Origin of the sequence: Octadecabacter ascidiaceicola (assembly GCF_900185015.1) — a bacterium.
Lineage (GTDB): Bacteria > Pseudomonadota > Alphaproteobacteria > Rhodobacterales > Rhodobacteraceae > Octadecabacter > Octadecabacter ascidiaceicola.
On sequence record NZ_FXYD01000001.1, the window covers coordinates 164,353 to 184,581 of the forward strand.

Consider the following 20,229-nt stretch of genomic DNA (forward strand, 5'->3'; position numbering starts at 1 on the left):
ACGAGCAAAAAATATGAACAATGCGCTGCAAGCTGTAACTGCGATTTTGGGACGTATCCGGGTTGGGGCGACTGTCGCCCTCATGCTCGTTTCTGGGATGATGGCCATTGCCACCCCTGTAACAGCCCAAAACTTCAATTTTTCCAACGTTTCCGTTGAAGGGAACCAGCGGATCGAAACTTCGACCATCTTGACCTATTTGGGTTTTGGCCAAGGCGAAGCGGTGACTGCGGGCGCGCTCAATGATGCGGCGCAACGGATTCGCGCAACGGGCCTGTTCGAAACTGTCGACGTCGTTCCCCAAGGGCGCACATTGGTTATTCGTGTTGAGGAATTCCCAACCATCAACCGCATCACATTTGAAGGCAACAGCCGTGTACGGGATGCTGAACTCGGCGCCGTTGTGCAAAGCCAGCCACGCCGCGTTTACAGCCCAAACCAAGCGGAAGCTGACACAGCGGCAATTACGCAAGTCTATGCCGACCAAGGCCGCATCAACGCAACCGTTTCGCCACGCATCATCGAACGTTCAGACAACCGCGTTGATCTGGTGTTTGAAGTCTTCGAGGGCGGTTTGACCGAAGTTGAGCGTATCAGCTTTGTTGGCAACCGTGCATATGGCGAGAGCCGTTTGCGCCGCGTTCTAGAGACCAAGCAAGCCGGCATACTGCGGGCCGTCATCGGTCGTGATACCTACATTGCAGACCGTGTGGCCTTTGATCAGCAGGTTCTTACGGATTTCTACCAGTCACGCGGCTACGTAGATTTTCAGGTTCAGAATGTTGATGTGTCGCTGACACGCGAACGTGACGCTTACCTCATTACGTTTAACGTTCAGGAAGGTCAGCAGTTTGAATTCGGCAATGTGTCCGTTTCGTCCGAAGTCACAGATGCAGACCCCATCGATTATGAAAACGCGCTGCGTCTTCGCACGGGTGTAACCTATTCTCCAGATTTGATTGAGCGCGACATTGCCCGCCTTGAGCGTCTTGCGATCCAGCAAGGTCTTAACTTTGTGCGTGTTGACCCACGCATCACACGCAATGACCGTACGTTGACATTGGATGTTGAATTCGTCCTTGTGAACGGCCCGCGTGTCTTTGTTGAGCGTATCGATATTGAAGGCAACAACACCACGCTGGACCGCGTTATTCGGTCGCGTTTTGATGTGGTAGAAGGGGACCCGTTCAACCCGCGCCAGATCCGTGAAAGTGCGGAACGTATCCGGGCACTAGGCTTTTTCGGAGACGCCGACGTAGATGCGCGTGAGGGTTCTAGCCCAGATCGAGTTGTGATTGATGTGGATGTAACCGAGGCGCCAACTGGGTCTTTGTCATTTGGTGGTAACTTTTCAACCGACAACGGCTTTAGTCTGTTGGCGAAGTTTAGCCAGCGTAACTTCTTGGGTCGTGGCCAGTCGCTTAACTTCAACTTCCAAGGCGGCAAAGAAAGTCAGCTGCTTAGTTTCGGGTTTACGGAGCCACGTCTTTTGGGGCGCGATTTAACTTTTGGCCTGAATGCAAGCTACCAGTCGACCGACAACCAGAACGCTTTGTATGATACGACAACCGGCCGTTTCAGCCCGCGTATCGGATTTCCGGTAAGCGAAAATGGTCGTGTGGTTCTGTACTATGCATATGACTACACCGACATCACGGACGTCTCTACGAAGTCGACTTTCATTGTCGCTGATGCCGCGCTGGGTGGGATTGCTACAAATTCCCTTGGTTATAACTACAGCTATGACACGCGCCGCACGGGGCTGAACCCAAATGCAGGTGTGCTGTTCCGCTTTGGGCAGGAATTTGGTGTTGGTGACGCCACTTACATCGAAACGACCGCTGAAATTACCGCGCAAACGCTTGTTTTCTCAGAAGAAGTAACACTGCGCGCGACGCTCGAAGGTGGATACCTCAGCTATTCGGATGGTGATAGCCGGATTACGGACCGCTACTTCTTGTCCAGCCGGACCATGCGCGGGTTCCAGCCCGGTGGTATTGGTCCGCGGGATGCTGCGACTGATGACGCATTGGGTGGTAATGCATTTGCCGTTGCGCGCCTTGAGGCTGAATTCCCACTTGGCTTGCCAGAAGAATACGGGATTTCTGGTGGCTTGTTCCTTGATTACGGTTCTGTTTGGGATGTGGGCAATGGCGCGAACGCGACCAATACGCTTTACAACGATTTCACGCCACGTACCGTTGCGGGTGTTTCGCTCTTCTGGGACACGCCAATCGGCCCATTGCGGTTTAACTACACTGAACCGCTTGATGTGCAGGCTAATGACGAGACCAAGAACTTTGACGTGACGATTTCAACGGACTTCTGATGCGGTTTAGGGTGACCAGTTCGGTTTCTCGTTTGCTAGCAGGACTTGCATTCGCGCTTCTTTCGGGCGGCGCGACTGCACAACAGGCTGTCGATCCGACGTTGTTCGAGGTTCCGGCGGGGCAGGTCGCCCCGACGTTTCTGACCGTCGATATCGATCAGATGTTTACCCAGTCGCAGTTTGGGCAGCGCATCGGTCAATCCTATACTCATGGGCGCGAGGAACTCGCGACCGAGAATGGGCGAATTGCGCAGGCGCTTCGGGAAGAAGAACTCGCGCTCGCGGCACAGCGCAGTGAAATGGATGTGGCGGTGTTTCGCGAAGAAGCGCTCGCATTTGATGAAAAAGCACAAGCGATCCGACGGGCCCAAGATGCGAAAGAACGTGCACTAGAAGAGACACTGTCGCTTGGCCGCGACCAATTCCTCAGCGCCACACGACCAATCTTAGGCGAGTTGATGGTTGAACGCGGTGCCGTTGCTATTCTTGATCGCCGTTCCGTTTTGCTGTCGCTTGGAAGCATTGATGTAACGGATGCCGCGATAGCGCGGATTGATGCAACGATCGGGGACGGTTCACAGCTGACACCCGATACGACCACAGAAGACATCCCAGAGAACTAGTGCGTCTTGCCGCGCCTAAGCGGTCTTGCTAGTCATATGAAACGATAATTTCGGGCGGCCAACGTCCACAGGGAGAACCACATGTCAAACCCGATCACATCCGCAGATATCCAATTGATCCAACGGATTATCCCGCATCGCTATCCGTTCCTGCTGGTGGACAAAGTCATCGACATCGATGGCACGACGTCCGCGACTGGCATCAAGAACGTGACGATGAACGAGCCGCATTTTCAGGGCCATTTTCCGGGCACTCCAATTATGCCAGGTGTCACAATAATTGAAGCTATGGCGCAGACTTCTGCGGTAATGGTCGGGGCGACGATGGGCCTGATGGACAAGAACATGCTGATCTATTTCATGGGCATCGATGGCTGCAAGTTCCGCCGCAAAGTTGTCCCTGGTGACGTGCTGACGATGAAGGTCGAAACAACGCGCGGCAAGCCGGGTGGCAAGGTTTGGAAATTCAAAGGTGTGGCAACGGTTGACGGCGAACTCGCCGCAGAAGCGGAGTTCACCGCAATGATGGACATGCAGAGCTAAACATGGCCATTCACCCCTCCGCCATTATTGAGGACGGCGCACAGATCGGTGCGGATGTTTCAATCGGACCGTTTTGCATCGTTGGCCCAAAGGTCGTTCTTGGAGATCGGGTTGAACTAAAGTCCCACGTGGTGGTGACAGGTGACACGCAAATTGGCGCGGATACGTCGATATTCCCGTTCTGCTGCATCGGTGAAATCCCGCAGGATGTGAAATTTCATGGTGAGGCTGCCAAGCTGGTGATTGGTGAGCGCAACCGGATCCGCGAACATGTCACCATGAACCCCGGCACTGAGGGCGGTGGAGGAATCACCAAAGTCGGCGACGACGGGTTCTTCCTTGCGGGCTGCCATGTGGCCCATGACGCAATCGTCGGGGATCGGGTGATTATCGTGAACCAATCCGCCGTGGCCGGGCATTGCATCATTGAAGACGATGTAATCATCGGCGGGCTGTGCGGCATCCACCAGTTCGTGCGCATTGGCAAAGGCGCGATTATCGGGGCGCTGTCGATGGTCACAAATGACGTCATCCCACACGGTCTGGTGCAGGGCCCACGCGGGGAACTGGATGGGCTGAACCTTGTCGGGTTGAAGCGACGCGGTGTGGATCGCAAAGACATTTCGGCGCTTCGGGTTGCATTCCAAACCCTCAAGGACGGGGATGGATCCTTCATGGATCGCGCCCGCCGATTGGGGGATGAATCTGAAAGTGCCTATGTTTCTGAAATGATCGATTTCATCCTCGCCGATACAGATCGCCATTTCCTGACCCCAAGATGAGCACCGCGCTGATCGCAGGCACGGGCGGTTTGCCACCCCATTTGGCGGGTAGCCTTATGGTGCAAGGCAGCTCTCCGATCATCTGCGAGATGCGCGGGTTTCCATCAGAGATTAAAGGCGAGCTTGAGCGCGTTGCCTTTCGCATTGAAACGCTTGGGACACTGCTAGAAACGCTGAAATCCTTGGGCGTGACCGAAGTCTGCATGGCAGGGGCCGTGCAACGCCCCGATGTTGACCCAAGTGCAATCGATCCGGCTACAGCGCCCCTCGTGCCGCGTCTAATGGCGGCAATGGCCAAGGGCGATGATGGAACCCTGCGTGAGATTATTTCGATCTTTGAGGAGCACGGTTTCACGATTGTCGGCGCCCACGAGGTCGCACCGGACTTGTTGCCAATCACTGGCCAGCACACGAAAGCCGCCGCTCCAAACCTAACCGAGACGCTCGCGGCGGCTAAGGTGGCCTTGGCCGAGATGGGGCAAGCAGATCAGGGGCAGGCGATGCTTTTGCGCGATGGGGCCGTGATGGCCTGCGAAGACGCGCGTGGCACCGAAGCCCTGTTGCGCGACTATTGCGAACCGCTCGATGAGCGTGGCACGTCATCGGGCGATCCGCTCGTCGAGATCATCGACGGCGCGATTGATATGATCCGAGACGCGGCAGGGTGGATGACGGATCAGCCAGTGATCGCCCCAAACGCCAAAGGCGCGATCCTCTATAAGGCTCCGAAACCCGATCAAATCTTAAAGGCGGATATGCCACTGATTGGGCCAGACACCGCCATGCAGGCCGCAGAGGCGGGGCTTGCGGGCATCGTGATCCCGCAGAGCCGCGTCATGGTTTTGGATTTGCCGCAGGTCGTCGCGATCCTGAATGCTCAAGGCATGTTTCTGCAGGTGGTGTCATGAAGGTCTTTGTGATCGCAGGGGAACCCTCTGGCGACAAACTCGGCGCGGCCATGATGGATGGGTTGATCCATGAGGTCCCAGATGTCACGTTTGAGGGGATCGGCGGCGCGTTGATGCAAAACCTCGGCGTGAACAGCCTGTTCCCGATGGAAGAACTGTCCCTCATGGGAATCGCGGAAATCCTGCCCAAATACCGTCACCTCAAACGCCGTATCCGCCAAACCGCCGAGGCGGTGATCGCTGCCAAGCCGGATGTTCTAATCACCATCGACAGCCCCGATTTTTGCCTGCGTGTTGCGCGGCTTGTGAAGGCCGGCTCAAACATCCGAACAGTGCACTACGTGGCTCCAACCGTTTGGGCATGGCGCCCAAAACGCGCTGAAAAAATGGCGCAGGTCATCGATCATGTCCTCGCGCTTTTCCCATTTGAACCACCCTTTATGGAAGCCGCTGGTATGGCTTGTGATTTCGTCGGGCATCCGGTCGCAGCCGAAGCGCAAGTAACGGTCGATGAAATCGATGCGTTCAAGACCCGCCATGGGATATCCCAATCTCCCATCCTCACCATTTTGCCCGGTTCGCGCCATTCCGAAATTTCCCGCCTCGCGGAAACGTTCGACGCCGCATTCACTCAGACAGACGGGGCCTTCAATGCGGTTATTGTGCCGACCCTGCCACATCTGGCCGAAGCCGTGAAAACTGCGTTGCCACTCAAGAACACCGCCAAATGCATCGTATCTGGCGAAGGCCTTTCCCCCGAAGCCGCAGCGCGAGAGCGCCTCGTTGCGATGGCATGTGCAGATGTCGCTTTGGCCGCCTCTGGCACCGTGTCGCTTGAACTTGCTGCCATGCGCACACCGATGGTCATCGCCTATGATATGAACTGGCTCAGCCGCCAGATCATCAACCGCATGCTCCTGACAGACACCGTAACCTTGGTGAACCTCGTCAGTGAAACCCGTGTCGTCCCTGAATTTATCGGTGCTAATTGCACGCCAGACCCAATCGCCGAAGCTCTTATCTACGTTCAAGCAAGTCCGACGGAACAGCTCAACGCGCTTGATGTTACAATGGAGCGCCTTGGACGCGGTGGCGATGCCCCTGGTCTGCGTGCCGCCCGCGCAGTGCTTGCGCGTCTGTAACCTATACGTGAAGCTACCCGAACTAGGAGACGCAAATGCCCGCCCCAGAAAACGCCCTCAAAACAGCCCTAGAACACGGCGAAACGCAAAGCGGCCTTTGGCTGACATTGGCCAGTGGTGCCGTTGCCGAAATTGCAGGGAAGGCGGGGTTTGACTGGTGCCTGATTGATGCAGAACACGGGCCAAACACGCTCACGACAATCCAAACGCAGTTGCAAGCCTTGGCCGGAACGCCGGCGCACCCTGTCGTGCGTGTGCCAAGTGGCGAAGATTGGATCCTCAAACAGGTCTTGGACCTTGGCGTGCAAACTGTCGTTGTCCCAATGGTCAACACCCCCGAACAGGCCGCGCAGGTCGCTGCTGCTGTTCGCTACCCAGGGCAGGGGTCACGCGGAATGGGCGCAACACTGGCCCGCGCCTCCGGCTACGGAGAGATCGTCGACTACATGAGCTCAGCCAACGAACAAATCTTCCTATTCGTACAAATCGAAAGCAGGCAGGCCGTTGAAAACGTAGACGCAATCGTAGCCACACCCGGGGTTGATGGTATTTTCGTCGGCCCCGCTGACCTCAGCGCAGATATGGGGTTCGTTGGTCAAACGGACGCCCCAGAGGTCCTCGCAGCAATCGATCACGTCTACGCCCGCACGAAGGCCGCAGGCAAAACCATCGGAACCGTGGTATTCGACGACGCCGACTTCCCAGTCCAAATCGACAAAGGTGTAACTTTCCTAGGCTTGGGCGCAGATAGCTTTGCCCTGCAATCCGCACTGCGCACCCTCGCTTCAAAAGCGCCCTAGCTTTCTTCGGCTCTCAAATACTCAATCTTGCGCCCCGCAGGGGCGCTCCCCGCCCGCCGCAGGCGCAGATCGTCAGATCATCCCCGGATCAGTAAGGCGCATCTTCCAACACACCATTTGCCGACATCTGTTGATACAAAAGCCCTTCACGCAATCCGCGATCCGCAACGGACAATCGGTCTGTTGGCCACAGCCGCATCAGCGTTTGTAGAATGGCAGCACCCGACATGATCAAGGCTTGGCGATCTTTGCCGATACGAGGATCCGCTTTGCGACCCGCTTCGCCAAGTTTCAGATACCCGTGGATCACCGCATCAATTTGATCGGTGGTCATACGCAACCCATCCACCTTCATCCGGTCGTACCGCCGCAATCCAAGGTGGCTGGCCGCAACCGTGGTCACAGTCCCAGATGTGCCGACAATCTGAAACCCTTCACGACTCTGCTCTTCCAAAGACGGTGCGAATTTCTCTAGGTTTTCCTCAAAGAACCAAGACATCAAAGCAAACCGCGCGGAATCGTCCTCAACATCGGCGAATTGGTCGCGCAACGTCGCCACACCCAACGGTACCGAAATCCAATCGACGACCTTGGCGGCGGCAAACGGGCCGGGGTCTTGGCGAAAGCCCGAATGCAAACGCATGATCGCGCGGGGGCGCTCTCGTTTGGGAACGTTTGTCAGGTCTATCCAGACCAATTCGGTCGACCCACCACCAATATCAACGACCAGCAATTGCTCGGTTTTCGTTGATACGAGCGGCGCGCAAGAAATAACCGCAAGACGCGCTTCTTCTTCCGGCTGGATAATTTCCAGCGTCAAGCCCGTCTCACGTTTCACGGATGAAATGAAATGCTGGGAATTTCGCGCACGCCGGCAGGCTTCTGTCGCGACAAGGCGCATGTGACTGACGTTGTGGCGTTGCAATTTTTGACGGCAAACGCGCATAGCGTTGATCGTTCGCGCCATAGAAGCGCGGGACAATTTGTCAGTCTGCTCCAAACCCTGCCCAAGCTGGACGGATTTGGAAAAGCTGTCGACCACATGAAACTGGCTGCCCTTGGGTTGGGCAATCAGCATACGGCAACTGTTCGTGCCCAAATCCAACGCAGCATAGAGCTGTGACGGATCGGGCGGTTTTGGCACGGCGTGCTCAACCGGTTTCGGGAACGCGCCCGCACCATCGGGACGCTTGGGCGTCATTTTAACGCCCTCCATTTCGAGTTACCCTAAAGGTAAGCGCGCGCGTGATGTCGCGCAAGCCCAGAGATGGAACTTGTTAAGCTGCTCATACCTAAGATGAGAATAATGCGACCTAAAAGGGGTCGCCAAATGCGCCCGCCATGTCGAAAATAGGCGTCGTAGAAACTGGCACCCAAGCTAGGTGTTGATCAACGCATATGAGAGGCATGAGATTCGCATGGCAGATGTCACAATCGTTTATTGGCGGGATATTCCGGCACAGGTCATCGTCGGCAAGGGGCGTCGGGGCACCAAGGTGCAACTTACCGAACGGTTTGAGCAAGCGATTGATCGCGCCGCGATGAAATCTGGTGCTGCGGGCACGGATGATTACCTCGCGGATTGGCGCAAGGCAGACCCGTATCCCGTTGAAGGCGCGGACGCGGATGTCGCCAAGGCGGAAGCTGCACGACTTGAGGCTGAATACGACAAAGACCGTCTCATGGTTCTTATCAACAACGACGGTCGTGCGTGAGCAGGCCAAAAACAAACGTCTGGGAGGCTGTCATGTCGCTATTGAATTTCCGTAAAAAAGTTGACGAACCAGCAGGTGAGAACCCGCAGCTTGAAGCCTTCCTTGATGGCTATTCGATCGAGGTCATGCCGCGTACGGCTGAAAAGGTTGAAGACTTCACAGCGCTTCTGCCTAAGGGTACCCGCGTTTACATCGCCCATATCGAAGGCACCCCGATTGAAGACATGGTCGCGACCGCCAAACGCCTTTCTGAGGACGGCTACCCCGTCATGCCGCATTTTCCGGCACGCATTATCAAAGACGCGGCCACACTGGAAAACTGGATCGCCATGTATCAGGGCGAGGCGGGTGTTGATCAGGCGTTGCTGCTTGCAGGCGGTGTGACAACTCCACACGGTGATTTCCATTCCTCAATGCAACTGCTGGAAAACGGCGCGTTTGATCGTGCAGGGTTCAAACGTTTGCACGTCGCAGGCCACCCGGAAGGCAACAAAGACATCGATCCCAACGGCGGCACTGCCATGGTAGACGAAGCCTTGCGTTGGAAACAGAAGTTCTCTGAAACAACCGATGCCGATATGGCGCTGGCAACACAGTTCGCGTTTGAAGCGGGTCCGATCATTGAATGGGCCGAAAGCCTAAAAGAAGCAGGGATCACTATTCCGATCCACATCGGCATCGCGGGCCCAGCCAAGCTGCAAACCATGATTAAATTCGCGATTGCCTGTGGCGTTGGCCCATCCCTGAAAGTGCTGCAGAAGCGCGCCAAAGATGTGACCAAATTGCTGCTGCCATTTGAACCGACACAAGTGCTGACAGACCTCGCGGCGCACAAATCGGCGAACCCAGACAGCAACATCGAACGCGTCCACTTCTTCCCCCTTGGCGGCATCAAAACCAACGCCAATTGGGCGATTGAACATGGCGGGGCGTCTGCAAGACCTGCGACTGAGAGCTAACCGCAGCCAAACCGCGCCAACCAGCGTTGGGCGAAAAGCCGGTTTCTGGTCAAATATTTGCCAAGATCCTGCAGTAACTGTGACCTCTCATTTGTGGGTTACTTGTAGGATATGGCCCGATGAGCAGTCTTTGCAGAGCGTTTATTCTGGCGGTGTTTTTACCGAGCATGCAAACGGCCTTTGCGGCCCCCTACGCTGATGCGCAATTGATTATCCAACGTTCAACTGGTGCGGAATGGGACACATTGGTCGAACAGACGTTAAGGGCCGCATTCGTGCAAGCCTACTTTGGGCCTATTTCCGATCGTAGCGTCCGTATTGCCGATGGTGAGGCCTTCGCCGCGCTGATCCCCAATGAGGAAGTTGCGCCCTACGAAGACCAAATGCGGGCGGTCCCACTTGAACTCATGATGCACTACTATTCGGCGGATCAACTTGCATCAATTGCGGCTATTATGCGGATAGATGAAACTGCGACGCTCGAAGACATCAAGTCGAACGCGTTAAGCGAACGGGCTGAAGCCGCGCTCGCGCAGGCACGTGCTGACGCGCAGGTATCGGGTGCAGATGATGCCGCAACCCAAGAGCTTGAGGCACTGACGGCACAACTCAACGCATTTTCCGCGATGGTGGAAAGCGGCCTTGGTGAATCTATGGCGCAAGACATTGGTGTCGGCATGGGGGCGTTGACCAAACTGATGAGCTTCTCACGCGAGATTTCGCAACTGGAACGCCATGCCAATAATCCGGTGACAATCGCCGCGATTGAGACAGACGGGGTGCTTGCGTTTTCAAATCCGGTCCAGCATCGCAGTTTGCTACGCGAGATCACATCGCATCCTGCGGCCATAGCCTCTGACGAAGGCGCGACTGCGCAAGAAACGGGTGGCATTCGGTTCATTCGTCCGCCTGTTCAATAAGGCAATTCAACGATTCACGATGCGACTGTTGGTTGGTGTCGGCACCGCCTCATCATCTTCATGAACATAATCTTTGGTGACGTCGCCCCTGTGTCCGTCTATGTCGTTTGCACGCCGTAAGACCTGTGCCTGCACGCTAAGGTCACGGAGAAACACGCGCCTTCGGAGAGCAATACATGACCCGCACTGTTATCGAATCTAAAACCAAGACCGCCGTTATGGGCTTTGATGAGCCGTTCTGCGTGATTGGAGAGCGCATTAACCCGACGGGTCGCAAAATCCTGAATGAAGAACTTGAAGCGGGTGATTTCAGCCGTGTTGAAGCGGATGCGATTGCGCAGACAATGGCGGGTGCAACTGTGCTCGACATTAACTCTGGCGCTGTGTTCTCCAACAAAATGGCCGAAGACCCGCGGTATGCGGACAATAATTTCGTTGAGCCTGCCTTGATGGAAGAACTGGTAAAGCGCGTTCAGGCAATCGTGGACACGCCGCTGTGTATCGACAGTTCTGTTCCGGGTGCGTTGGAAAACGGGCTGGCTGCCGCAGAGGGCCGTCCGTTGCTGAACTCCGTGACTGGCGAAGAAGAACGCCTAGAATTGGTTCTCCCGCTGGTGAAGAAATATAACGTGCCAGTTGTCGCAATTTCCAATGATGACACAGGCATTTCCGAAGATCCTGACGTGCGCTTTGCTGTTGCCAAGAAGATCGTCGAACGCGCCGCAGATTTCGGCATTCCGGCACATGACATCGTGGTTGACCCACTGGTGATGCCAATCGGCGCTATGGGAACGGCGGGTTTGCAGGTGTTCACACTTGTGCGCCGCCTTCGTGAAGAACTCGGAGTGAACACCACCTGTGGGGCATCCAACATCAGCTTTGGACTGCCAAACCGCCACGGCATCAACAACGCGTTCCTTCCCATGGCTATGGCCGCTGGCATGACATCCGCGATTATGAACCCAGTGGCGCTGCCGATTGGCCCCAAAAAGATCAGCGAAAAGAAAGCCGAAATCGAGGCCGCTGGCATTATCCTGCCAGAGGGAATTGATGATGAAACCTTCGTGACGCTGTTTGGCATGGGTTCAACCAAGCCACGCGCGGGTAAAGAAATGGAAGCCATTCGCGCGGCCAACTTCCTAACCAATAATGACGATGGTGGCGCGGCTTGGATCACCATGAACCGCGAAGCCCCGAAAGCCGGTCAAGAAGGTCGCGGTCGGGCAGGGCGCAAAGGTGGGCGTCGTCGCGGGTAAACCGCGCCTCAAACGAATAGAAATATGAATACGCCCGATCCCAATGATCGGGCGTATTTTGTTTCAGCCACGCATTTTGTGGTGCAGCAGGATCGGCACGACGAGGTCTTCTTCATCGACAAGATGGCGCGCTAAAAACCCCTCGATTTCTGTCGCGACATCATGCAACCCGCCTGCTTCATTGCGGGCTTGACCCTCGTCCAACTGAATAAGCTTCACAACGCGGTTTGCGCCTATGGTGAAACGATCCAGTACATCATCAAGCACCAGGTGGTCGCTTTCCAAAGTGTCGAGGCCGGTGTCAAAGCGCGCATCGGCTGCGGACAGCTCAGGGAAGAATATGTGATCTTCCCAGCCATGATGTCCGTGTAGATTACGCACCAGTAGATTGCCGTAATGCGATAGTCGCGCAGCGTAGGTATCGCTCTCGATCGTTTTGTCGAGATAGCCTTCTGTATTCAACCGCATCACTTTACCAAGCTTGCGGAACATTTCATGTGCTCCCATCCATTTTTGGATAGACGCGGCGAAGTTCGGGTGATCCGGCCAAGCGTCGCGCGGATAATCCCGAAGCAGGATGCGCATGTCTTCTGGCAAGGCGTCCTGTCTCACTGTGCGTGTTTCAGTCATGACGCAGAGATAGGTAGCGTGTTATGTTGTAACAATAATGCATTTGCGCAGGGCGGCTATGCCCCAAACGCACAGATCAGGATGCATCAGTGAAACCAGCCCCTTTGTGGCTGCCATCACAGTAGGGCTTGTTCTTGGAGGCCCCACAACGGCACAAAAATGCACCGTCAAGTTTGGCGATCTTGCGGCCTGTGCCCGTGGTAAGCTCTACTTTTCCTGCAATCTTAAGTGGACCATCGGGGACAGGCGTCAGGGTGATCGGGCCTCCATGATCCTCTGTCTCCGCGGGCGATTTGGTGGCGGGTTCGCCAGTGGCGGTAAATCCCTCGTCCACATGGCTGTAATCGCAGTAGGGTTTGTTTTTGGACAAACCACACCGGCACAATGTCAGACGGGTGTCGCCCTCCAAGTCGCCCGCCAGTGCCAGTGGCCCGTTTTCAAGAACTGCGATGCGGTTTATCTGCGGTGGCGCCTCTGCCGCGCCCGCTTTCATTGTGAATTTCAAAGCACCGGACGGACATGTCCGCACCATAGCCGCAATTTCTTCGGCGGGGGCATTATCGGGTTGTACCCAAGGTCGCTGTGACGGGTCGAACACCTTTGGCAATTTCAAAAAACAATTTCGCGCATGGATGCAGCGCTTCATGTCGAAATCTATAGATATGTCCGTGCCATCGTAGGTCTTGCTGGCCATGATGCCCTCCTTGCTTTGCAAAGTAGCTTAACGCGAAAGGGCTAATGCGCAAACTGCGGTCAATATCCGCGCCAAATCCAGCCGCCGCCAAAGATGCGCGAGCTGTCATTGTCATAGAACACACACGCCTGACCCGGTGCGACGCCTTCTTCAGGGGTCAGCAGCTCGACTTCCGCAGTTGTAGCGGACAGCGGTCGCACGACAGCTTCCATCGGGGGCTTGGTTGAACGCACCTTCACAGCGATATGGCGTTCGGCAACATCGTCAAACGCGCCATCCCCCAGCCAGTTGATTTCGCGCACAGGAACCGTGCGTGTGGTCAGCAGTTCTTTCGGCCCAACGATAACGTGCTTTTTGTCGACATCCAGTTTCACCACATAAAGCGGGGTCGCCAAACCGCCGATACCAAGGCCACGGCGTTGGCCGATGGTATAGTGAATGACACCATTATGTTGTGCCAGCACGTTGCCATCCACATCGACAATATCACCCGGTTCCGCCGCACCAGGGCGCAGTTTTTCGATCACCGAGGCATAGTTGCCGTTGGGAACAAAACAAATGTCTTGGCTGTCCGGCTTGTCCGCCAATGCCAACCCATACTTGCGCGCTAATTCGCGGGTTTGCTCCTTTGAGGCATGATGCCCCAATGGGAACCGCAGATAATCCAGCTGTTCCGGCGTCGTGGAAAACAGGAAATAGCTTTGATCTTTGGACGCATCCGCCGCTGAATGCAGCTCGGCCCCAGCGTCACCCATCATCCGTTGAATATAATGCCCCGTCGCCATGCAGTCGGCATCCAAATCTTTGGCCGTTTCCAACAGGTCCTTGAACTTCACCCGTTCATTACAGCGAATACACGGCACAGGCGTCGCGCCCGCAAGATAGCTGTCGGCGAACTCGTCAATCACCGCTTCTTTGAAGGTATTTTCGTAGTCCAGAACGTAATGGGGGAAATTCATTTCCTCCGCCACGCGCCGCGCATCATGAATGTCGCGTCCCGCACAGCACGCACCCTTTTTGGCTAAGGCCGCACCGTGATCATAAAGCTGCAGCGTTACGCCAACCACGTCGTAGCCTTCCTCAGCCAGCATCGCCGCGACAACGGAACTGTCCACGCCACCCGACATCGCAACAACGACACGGGTTTCGGACGGGGGCTTAGCAAAGCCAAGAGAATTAAGCGGATGATCAAGAGGCATAGGGCGTCCTAGCGGGAATATCAGTTGGAATATAGGAAAAGTGTAATCACTCTCAAGGGGCAGCTTTACCACTCATTAGGCCGTTAGCTGCAAAAAGCATCCCATGAAAGACCACATAGGGGTGTGAGAGATGTATTTACGAAAAATTGACGGGCCGCGGTCCGTAAAGCTGCCAGATGGGTCCATTATGACGCGGGCTGATCTTCCTGTGCCGGAAACCCGCCGTTGGGTTGCATCGCGCAAGGCTTGCGTTGTTCGGGCGGTGGCGTTTGGGTTGTTATCGCATGAAGAAGCCCAAGATATGTACGGGCTTTCCGCGGATGAATTGACCGAATGGGAGTCCGCTGTGCGCGACCATGGTGAAGTTGCATTAAAGGCAACAGCATTACAAAAATACAGACAACTTTAAGTGGAGTTGCAAAGTTCTTTGCGTCCGGTAACGTGTGGTTAACCATTATGACTCTAGGGTCCATACAGACACCGAAGAAGCGGAGAAGGCTAAATGCGCGTATTGCTGGTAGAAGACGACCCATCCACGGCCAAAAGCATCGAATTGATGCTGAGCCATGCTAACTTGAACGTCTATACGACGGATCTAGGGGAAGAGGGGATCGATCTCGCGAAACTGTATGATTACGATTTGATCCTTCTTGATATCAATTTGCCTGATATGAATGGGCATGAGGTATTGCGCCAACTTCGCCTTAGTCGGATTGAAACGCCAATTCTGATCCTTTCAGGTGAAGATGGCACCGAAAGCAAGCTTAAGGGCTTTGGGTTTGGCGCCGATGACTACATGACCAAACCATTCCACCGTGAAGAATTGGTTGCGCGTATTCACGCAATTATCCGTCGCTCCAAAGGCCATGCGCAATCTATCATTAAGACGGGTTCAATTGCTGTAAATTTGGACGCCAAAACAGTCGAAGCAGACGGCAGCCCCGTACATCTGACGGGTAAAGAATACCAGATGCTGGAATTGTTAAGTCTGCGCAAAGGGACAACGTTGACCAAAGAGATGTTCTTGAACCATCTTTATGGCGGCATGGACGAGCCGGAATTGAAGATTATAGACGTATTCATTTGTAAACTTCGCAAAAAGCTGTCCGAGGCCACAGGCGGAGACAATCATATCGAAACGGTTTGGGGACGTGGCTATGTTCTGCGCGATCCTGAGCCGATGAGCATGCAAGACCCTGAGAAAATTGCCATCGGCGCGTAGCTCAGGAATTGTTGTCGGCAAATCGCTCACGGAATGCCGAGACTAACGGAGCGGGTCAGGGCTGGACCTGTCTCCGCCGCAGACCTATCACTAGGCTAAAGGTTAACCGCTTTAGCAAATATGGGGGTAGGGTGTGACCGCAAAGATATCGGTGAAAATTCTGACCCAATCCGAAGCCGCGCAAGAACTTGCGCGGCTTGCTCCGCTTTTGGCGCAGGCGAACGAAGATTACCACCAAGCGGATGCGCCGCGGATTTCGGATGCCGAGTATGATGCGCTTAAGCGGCGTTTGGCAGCAATCGAAATGCGGTTCCCAGACCTGAAGCAATCCGATAGCCCGACTGAGAAAGTCGGCGCAGCTCCGTCCGATGGTTTCGGTAAAGTTCAGCATGTTGTTCGGATGTTGTCACTCGGCAATGCTTTTGAAGACGAGGACGTGGCTGAGTTCAACCAGTCGGTTCGCAAGTTTCTCGGCTTGGAAAAAGGGGCTTTGTTATACACCGCAGAACCCAAAATCGATGGGCTTTCTCTGTCTTTGCGGTATGAAAACGGCACACTCGTTCAGGCCGCAACGCGTGGCGATGGAAGCACAGGAGAAAACGTAACCGCGAACGCGCTCATGATCGCCGACATCCCCCATACACTTACCGATGCGCCCAAAATTCTAGAGGTGCGTGGGGAAGTTTACATGTCCCATGAGGATTTCGATACGCTTAACTTGCGCCAGACCGAAGCGGGGGCAAAAACCTTTGCGAACCCGCGTAATGCTGCCGCTGGATCGCTCCGTCAGTTGGACGCCAGAATCACCAAATCCCGCCCTCTCAAATTTTTCGCCTATGCATGGGGTGCATTGTCTGAACCGATTGCCGAAACTCAATCAGAAGCTATTGAACGGCTGCACGCCCTTGGATTTCAAACCAATCCGCTAACGCGAACTTGCGCTGGCCCGAGTGCGATGATTGCGCACTACCGCGAAATTGAAGCCCAACGCGCGACCCTAGGCTATGACATCGACGGCGTCGTATATAAGGTTGATGACCTTGCATTGCAGGCGCGGCTCGGGTTTCGGTCCACGACGCCGCGTTGGGCGATTGCCCATAAATTTCCTGCTGAATTGGCATGGACAACCCTCGAAGCGATCGACATTCAGGTCGGGCGCACTGGTGCGCTTAGTCCGGTGGCGCGCCTGAAACCAGTTACGGTTGGTGGCGTTGTTGTGTCCAACGCGACGCTTCATAACGAGGATTACGTTGAAGGCCGCGGCAATAAGGGCGAAGTTATTCGCGCTGGCAAAGATATCCGTGTCGGGGATTGGGTGCAGGTATACCGCGCAGGCGACGTGATCCCGAAAGTCGCTGATGTCGATCTGAATAAACGATCTGCGAACAGCAAACCGTACGTGTTTCCAACCACTTGTCCAATTTGCGGATCCCCCGCAGTGCGCGACGATGGGGATGCGGTGCGCCGCTGTACGGGCGGCCTGATCTGCGCCGCGCAAGCTGTTGAAAAACTGAAGCATTTTGTTTCACGGGCGGCGTTTGATATCGAAGGTTTGGGAGCAAAGCAGATCGAAGCGTTCTATGAAGACGACCAACTCCCCGTTAAAGAACCTGCTGATATTTTCACGCTACAAGCTAGAGACACGGAAAACTTCACCAAACTCGCCAACCGTGACGGCTGGGGCGAAACCAGCGCGGCTAAGCTTTGGCAAGCCATTGATGAAAAACGAACAATCCCTTTGGCGCGTTTGATCTTTGGTCTCGGTATCCGCCATGTCGGTGAAGTGACGGCGCAGGACCTTGCGCGTCATTATGGTGATTGGGATGCTTTCGCGGGAAATATAACCAAAGCAAGGCCTGCCGCGTTGGCACATCGCGCAGCGGATCTGGCAGAAGAAACTGAACGGTTTGAGGCGGCCCGTGGTGGTCGAAGAGTGCGGCTTACAGATGCGCGGAAAACCGCGATTGAAGCGGCGAATGTGCCATTTGATGCGGCGCGTGCATGGTCGTTTTTGATCGATGCGGATGGGATCGGCGCGACAGTAGCTTTGTCGGTTTCTGATGCATTGGCGAACCCAGATGAACGTGCTGCGATTGACCGTTTGATTGACGCACTGGTTGACATCCAACCACCCGAAGCCCGTGACACAAGCAGCCCCGTTGCTGGCAAAACAGTGGTCTTCACCGGAACGCTTGAGAAAATGACCCGCGCTGAAGCAAAGGCACGGGCCGAAATGTTGGGCGCGAAGGTGAGCGGATCAGTGAGTGCAAAGACTGACCTTCTGGTCGCAGGACCAGGGGCCGGATCGAAAGCGAAGAAGGCTGCAGATCTAGGCATTGAAACCATTGATGAGGACGGCTGGCTGGCGCTGACCGAAAACGCATGAGCGCGCAAACCGGCAGACCAGAGGTTCTTTGGCCGCTGTTTGGCAGCCTTGAAAGCCTTGATGGGATCGGCCCGAAATCCGCTCAGGCATTGATCGCCGCGCATATCGAAAAACCGCGTGACTTGCTGTTCACGTTGCCACATTCCGGCGTTGATCGTCGTCGCCGTGCGTCCATTCTGGAAGTGCAACCACCTGCCGTTTGCACAGTGGAAGTCACCGTCGGTCAGCACAACGCGCAACCCCAAAGGGGGCGTCCGTACCGCGTGATGGTTGAGGATGCACAGACAACGTTCCAGTTGGTATTCTTTCGAAGCCACGGGGAATACCTGCGAAAACAACTACCTACGGGACAAAGGCGTGTGGTGTCTGGCAAGGTGGAGCACTTTGATGGCGTCGGCCAAATGGTACATCCCGACCATATCCTGACGCCGGACGAGTCCGTACATATCCCGCTTTTTGAACCTGTTTATCCGCTTACTGGGACCGTCACGCAGAAGGCGATGTTTAAAGCCACGGCTGACGTTTTGGACAACGCGCCGGATTTACCTGAATGGATCGATCCTGCGCTGCGTGCCCGTGAGGGGTGGCCTGAATGGGACCATGCACTGGCGCAGGCGCACCGTCCGATGTCTTCTGCTGAATTGGCTGCCACGGCTGCTGCGCGTCAACGCCTTGCCTATGACGAGGTCTTTGCACATCAGCTGACGCTCGCACTCGCGCGAGCGGTGCAGCGACGTGGGAAGGGTCGCGTGACGGTCGGGGATGGAGGGAAACAGCGTAAGGTGTTGGCGTCGCTCGGGTTCGCGCCGACTGGAGCGCAGACCCGCGCGACCGCCGAAATTGCCGTAGACATGGGCAGACCTAACCGGATGAACCGTTTGCTTCAGGGCGATGTGGGGTCCGGTAAAACATTGGTCGCGCTGTTGGCGTTATTGAATGCGGTCGAAGCTGGCGGGCAGGGCGTGATGATGGCCCCGACAGAAATCCTTGCGCGTCAACACCTTGAAGGGTTGCAACCGCTCGCGGCTGAGGCTGGTGTTGTGCTGGAACTTCTGACGGGGCGCGACAAAGGGGCGGAGCGTAAGGCGAAGCTGGCCGCACTGAAAGCGGGTGATATTCACATTCTGGTTGGCACCCATGCGGTGTTCCAAAAGGACGTAGAGTTTGCGGACCTGCGCCTTGCGATCATTGATGAACAGCACCGTTTCGGTGTGGCACAACGCATGGAACTCGGGGCCAAGGGGGCTGCGGTTGATGTGTTGGTGATGACGGCCACGCCGATCCCGCGCTCGCTTGCGCTGGCGCAATACGGGGACATGGACGTCAGCGTGTTGGACGAAAAACCACCGGGCCGTAGCCCTGTGACCACCGCGCTTGTCGCGACGTCCAAGATGGATGCTGTGGTGGAACGCCTGCGCGCCGCCGTAGCCGAGGGGCGGCAGTGCTATTGGGTTTGCCCACTGGTTGAAGAATCCGAAGTGAGCGACAAAACTGCGGCCGAAGAACGATTTAAACGTCTGCGGGCAGCTTTGGGAGAGGGCGTTGTGGGGTTGGTGCATGGCCAGATGCCACCCAGCGACAAAGACGCGGCTATGCGTGACTTCGTGGACGGGAAAACCAAGGTTCTGGTTGCGACAACAGTGATCGAGGTTGGGGTGAACGTGCCCAACGCCTCCATCATGGTTATTGAACGCGCTGAAAGTTTCGGCCTTGCGCAGCTGCACCAGCTGCGTGGACGGGTCGGGCGGGGCGCTGCCAAGTCCACCTGTTTGCTGATGTATCAGGCACCACTGTCTGAAGGCGGTCGTCAACGGCTAGAGATCATGCGCGAAACCGAGGACGGGTTCCGCATTTCTGAAGAAGACCTCGCGATGCGGGGGGCGGGTGATGTCATTGGCACTGCGCAATCGGGGCTGCCACGGTTCCGGATTGCTGACCTCGAACGGCAAACGGCGCTGATGGCCTTGGCCCAATCAGACGCCCGAAAACTGCTTTTGGATGACCCAAAACTGGAATCTGAGCGTGGAACAGCCGCGCGGACGCTTTTATGGCTCATGGAACAGGATCGCGCTATTCGTTTGATTTCAGTGGGTTAGGCTCTTTCAGAACATTTTGTTCACT

Annotated in this window: 19 protein-coding genes; 15 read left to right on the forward strand and 4 right to left on the reverse strand. The window is 55.6% G+C overall.

The features are described from left to right. Positions 1 to 13: 13 nt before the first annotated feature. The 7 genes from bamA (at position 14) to OCA8868_RS00885 (ending at position 7,127) form a co-directional block, all read left to right on the forward strand. Positions 14 to 2,329 carry an outer membrane protein assembly factor BamA gene (gene bamA / locus OCA8868_RS00855; RefSeq protein WP_093994674.1) on the forward strand — a complete coding sequence of 772 codons (2,316 nt, stop codon included), beginning with the start codon at positions 14 to 16 and terminating at the stop codon, positions 2,327 to 2,329. After that, entirely contained in the window at positions 2,329 to 2,952 is a 624-nt protein-coding gene (locus OCA8868_RS00860; RefSeq protein ID WP_245847971.1) for an OmpH/Skp family outer membrane protein, read from the forward strand. Before bamA ends, OCA8868_RS00860 begins: the two co-directional genes overlap by 1 nt. An 81-nt stretch (positions 2,953 to 3,033) precedes the next feature. Next, positions 3,034 to 3,495: a 3-hydroxyacyl-ACP dehydratase FabZ gene (gene fabZ, locus OCA8868_RS00865; RefSeq protein WP_093994675.1), complete on the forward strand. Its 462-nt coding sequence runs from the start codon at positions 3,034 to 3,036 to the stop codon at positions 3,493 to 3,495. 2 nt (positions 3,496 to 3,497) lie between these two features. Then, positions 3,498 to 4,277: an acyl-ACP--UDP-N-acetylglucosamine O-acyltransferase gene (lpxA, locus tag OCA8868_RS00870; RefSeq protein WP_093994676.1), complete on the forward strand. Its 780-nt coding sequence runs from the start codon at positions 3,498 to 3,500 to the stop codon at positions 4,275 to 4,277. Beyond that, positions 4,274 to 5,185 carry an LpxI family protein gene (locus OCA8868_RS00875; protein ID WP_093994677.1) on the forward strand — a complete coding sequence of 304 codons (912 nt, stop codon included), beginning with the start codon at positions 4,274 to 4,276 and terminating at the stop codon, positions 5,183 to 5,185. The genes lpxA and OCA8868_RS00875 overlap by 4 nt, the downstream gene beginning before the upstream one ends. Next, complete coding sequence (gene lpxB, locus OCA8868_RS00880; RefSeq protein WP_093994678.1) at positions 5,182 to 6,327, forward strand: lipid-A-disaccharide synthase; 1,146 nt, start codon at positions 5,182 to 5,184, stop codon at positions 6,325 to 6,327. The genes OCA8868_RS00875 and lpxB overlap by 4 nt, the downstream gene beginning before the upstream one ends. A 35-nt stretch (positions 6,328 to 6,362) precedes the next feature. Beyond that, positions 6,363 to 7,127, forward strand: a complete 765-nt coding sequence (locus OCA8868_RS00885) for an HpcH/HpaI aldolase family protein (protein WP_093994679.1) — start codon at positions 6,363 to 6,365, stop codon at positions 7,125 to 7,127. A gap of 88 nt (positions 7,128 to 7,215) precedes the next feature. On the opposite strand, the gene OCA8868_RS00890 is transcribed toward OCA8868_RS00885, so the two are convergent. Next, on the reverse strand, positions 7,216 to 8,328 hold the full coding sequence (locus OCA8868_RS00890; protein WP_093995459.1) for a Ppx/GppA phosphatase family protein: 1,113 nt from the start codon (positions 8,326 to 8,328) through the stop codon (positions 7,216 to 7,218). 217 nt (positions 8,329 to 8,545) lie between these two features. On the opposite strand from OCA8868_RS00890, the gene OCA8868_RS00895 reads away from it, so the two are divergent. From OCA8868_RS00895 to OCA8868_RS00910, 4 genes are all read left to right on the forward strand, one after another. After that, entirely contained in the window at positions 8,546 to 8,842 is a 297-nt protein-coding gene (locus tag OCA8868_RS00895) for a virulence factor (protein WP_093994680.1), read from the forward strand. Between the two features lie 32 nt (positions 8,843 to 8,874). Then, entirely contained in the window at positions 8,875 to 9,801 is a 927-nt protein-coding gene (locus OCA8868_RS00900; protein ID WP_093994681.1) for a methylenetetrahydrofolate reductase, read from the forward strand. A gap of 119 nt (positions 9,802 to 9,920) precedes the next feature. Continuing rightward, complete coding sequence (locus OCA8868_RS00905) at positions 9,921 to 10,721, forward strand: hypothetical protein (protein ID WP_143849470.1); 801 nt, start codon at positions 9,921 to 9,923, stop codon at positions 10,719 to 10,721. A 176-nt stretch (positions 10,722 to 10,897) separates the two neighbouring features. Beyond that, positions 10,898 to 11,977, forward strand: coding sequence for a methyltetrahydrofolate cobalamin methyltransferase (locus tag OCA8868_RS00910; protein ID WP_093994683.1), 1,080 nt, complete (start codon positions 10,898 to 10,900; stop codon positions 11,975 to 11,977). Between the two features lie 63 nt (positions 11,978 to 12,040). Here OCA8868_RS00910 and OCA8868_RS00915 read toward each other — a convergent pair whose 3' ends face one another. The 3 genes from OCA8868_RS00915 to mnmA form a co-directional block, all read right to left on the reverse strand. Beyond that, a complete protein-coding gene (locus OCA8868_RS00915; protein WP_245847973.1) occupies positions 12,041 to 12,607 on the reverse strand; it encodes a hemerythrin domain-containing protein in 567 nt (188 codons plus the stop codon). 76 nt (positions 12,608 to 12,683) lie between these two features. After that, positions 12,684 to 13,301 carry a CDGSH iron-sulfur domain-containing protein gene (locus tag OCA8868_RS00920; protein WP_093994684.1) on the reverse strand — a complete coding sequence of 206 codons (618 nt, stop codon included), beginning with the start codon at positions 13,299 to 13,301 and terminating at the stop codon, positions 12,684 to 12,686. A 59-nt stretch (positions 13,302 to 13,360) separates the two neighbouring features. Beyond that, positions 13,361 to 14,500, reverse strand: coding sequence for a tRNA 2-thiouridine(34) synthase MnmA (gene mnmA, locus OCA8868_RS00925; protein ID WP_093994685.1), 1,140 nt, complete (start codon positions 14,498 to 14,500; stop codon positions 13,361 to 13,363). A 130-nt stretch (positions 14,501 to 14,630) separates the two neighbouring features. On the opposite strand from mnmA, the gene sciP reads away from it, so the two are divergent. The 4 genes from sciP to recG all read left to right on the forward strand — a co-directional run bounded on the left by sciP (position 14,631) and on the right by recG (position 20,204). Further along, complete coding sequence (sciP, locus tag OCA8868_RS00930; RefSeq protein ID WP_093994686.1) at positions 14,631 to 14,909, forward strand: CtrA inhibitor SciP; 279 nt, start codon at positions 14,631 to 14,633, stop codon at positions 14,907 to 14,909. 93 nt (positions 14,910 to 15,002) lie between these two features. After that, the gene (gene ctrA / locus OCA8868_RS00935; RefSeq protein WP_093994687.1) at positions 15,003 to 15,722 is read left to right on the forward strand and encodes a response regulator transcription factor CtrA; all 720 of its coding nucleotides are present in this window, start codon (positions 15,003 to 15,005) and stop codon (positions 15,720 to 15,722) included. Positions 15,723 to 15,855: 133 nt separating this feature from the next. Next, a complete protein-coding gene (ligA, locus tag OCA8868_RS00940) occupies positions 15,856 to 18,108 on the forward strand; it encodes an NAD-dependent DNA ligase LigA (protein WP_093994688.1) in 2,253 nt (750 codons plus the stop codon). Continuing rightward, positions 18,105 to 20,204 carry an ATP-dependent DNA helicase RecG gene (recG, locus tag OCA8868_RS00945; RefSeq protein WP_093994689.1) on the forward strand — a complete coding sequence of 700 codons (2,100 nt, stop codon included), beginning with the start codon at positions 18,105 to 18,107 and terminating at the stop codon, positions 20,202 to 20,204. Before ligA ends, recG begins: the two co-directional genes overlap by 4 nt. The last annotated feature ends 25 nt before the right edge of the window (positions 20,205 to 20,229 follow it).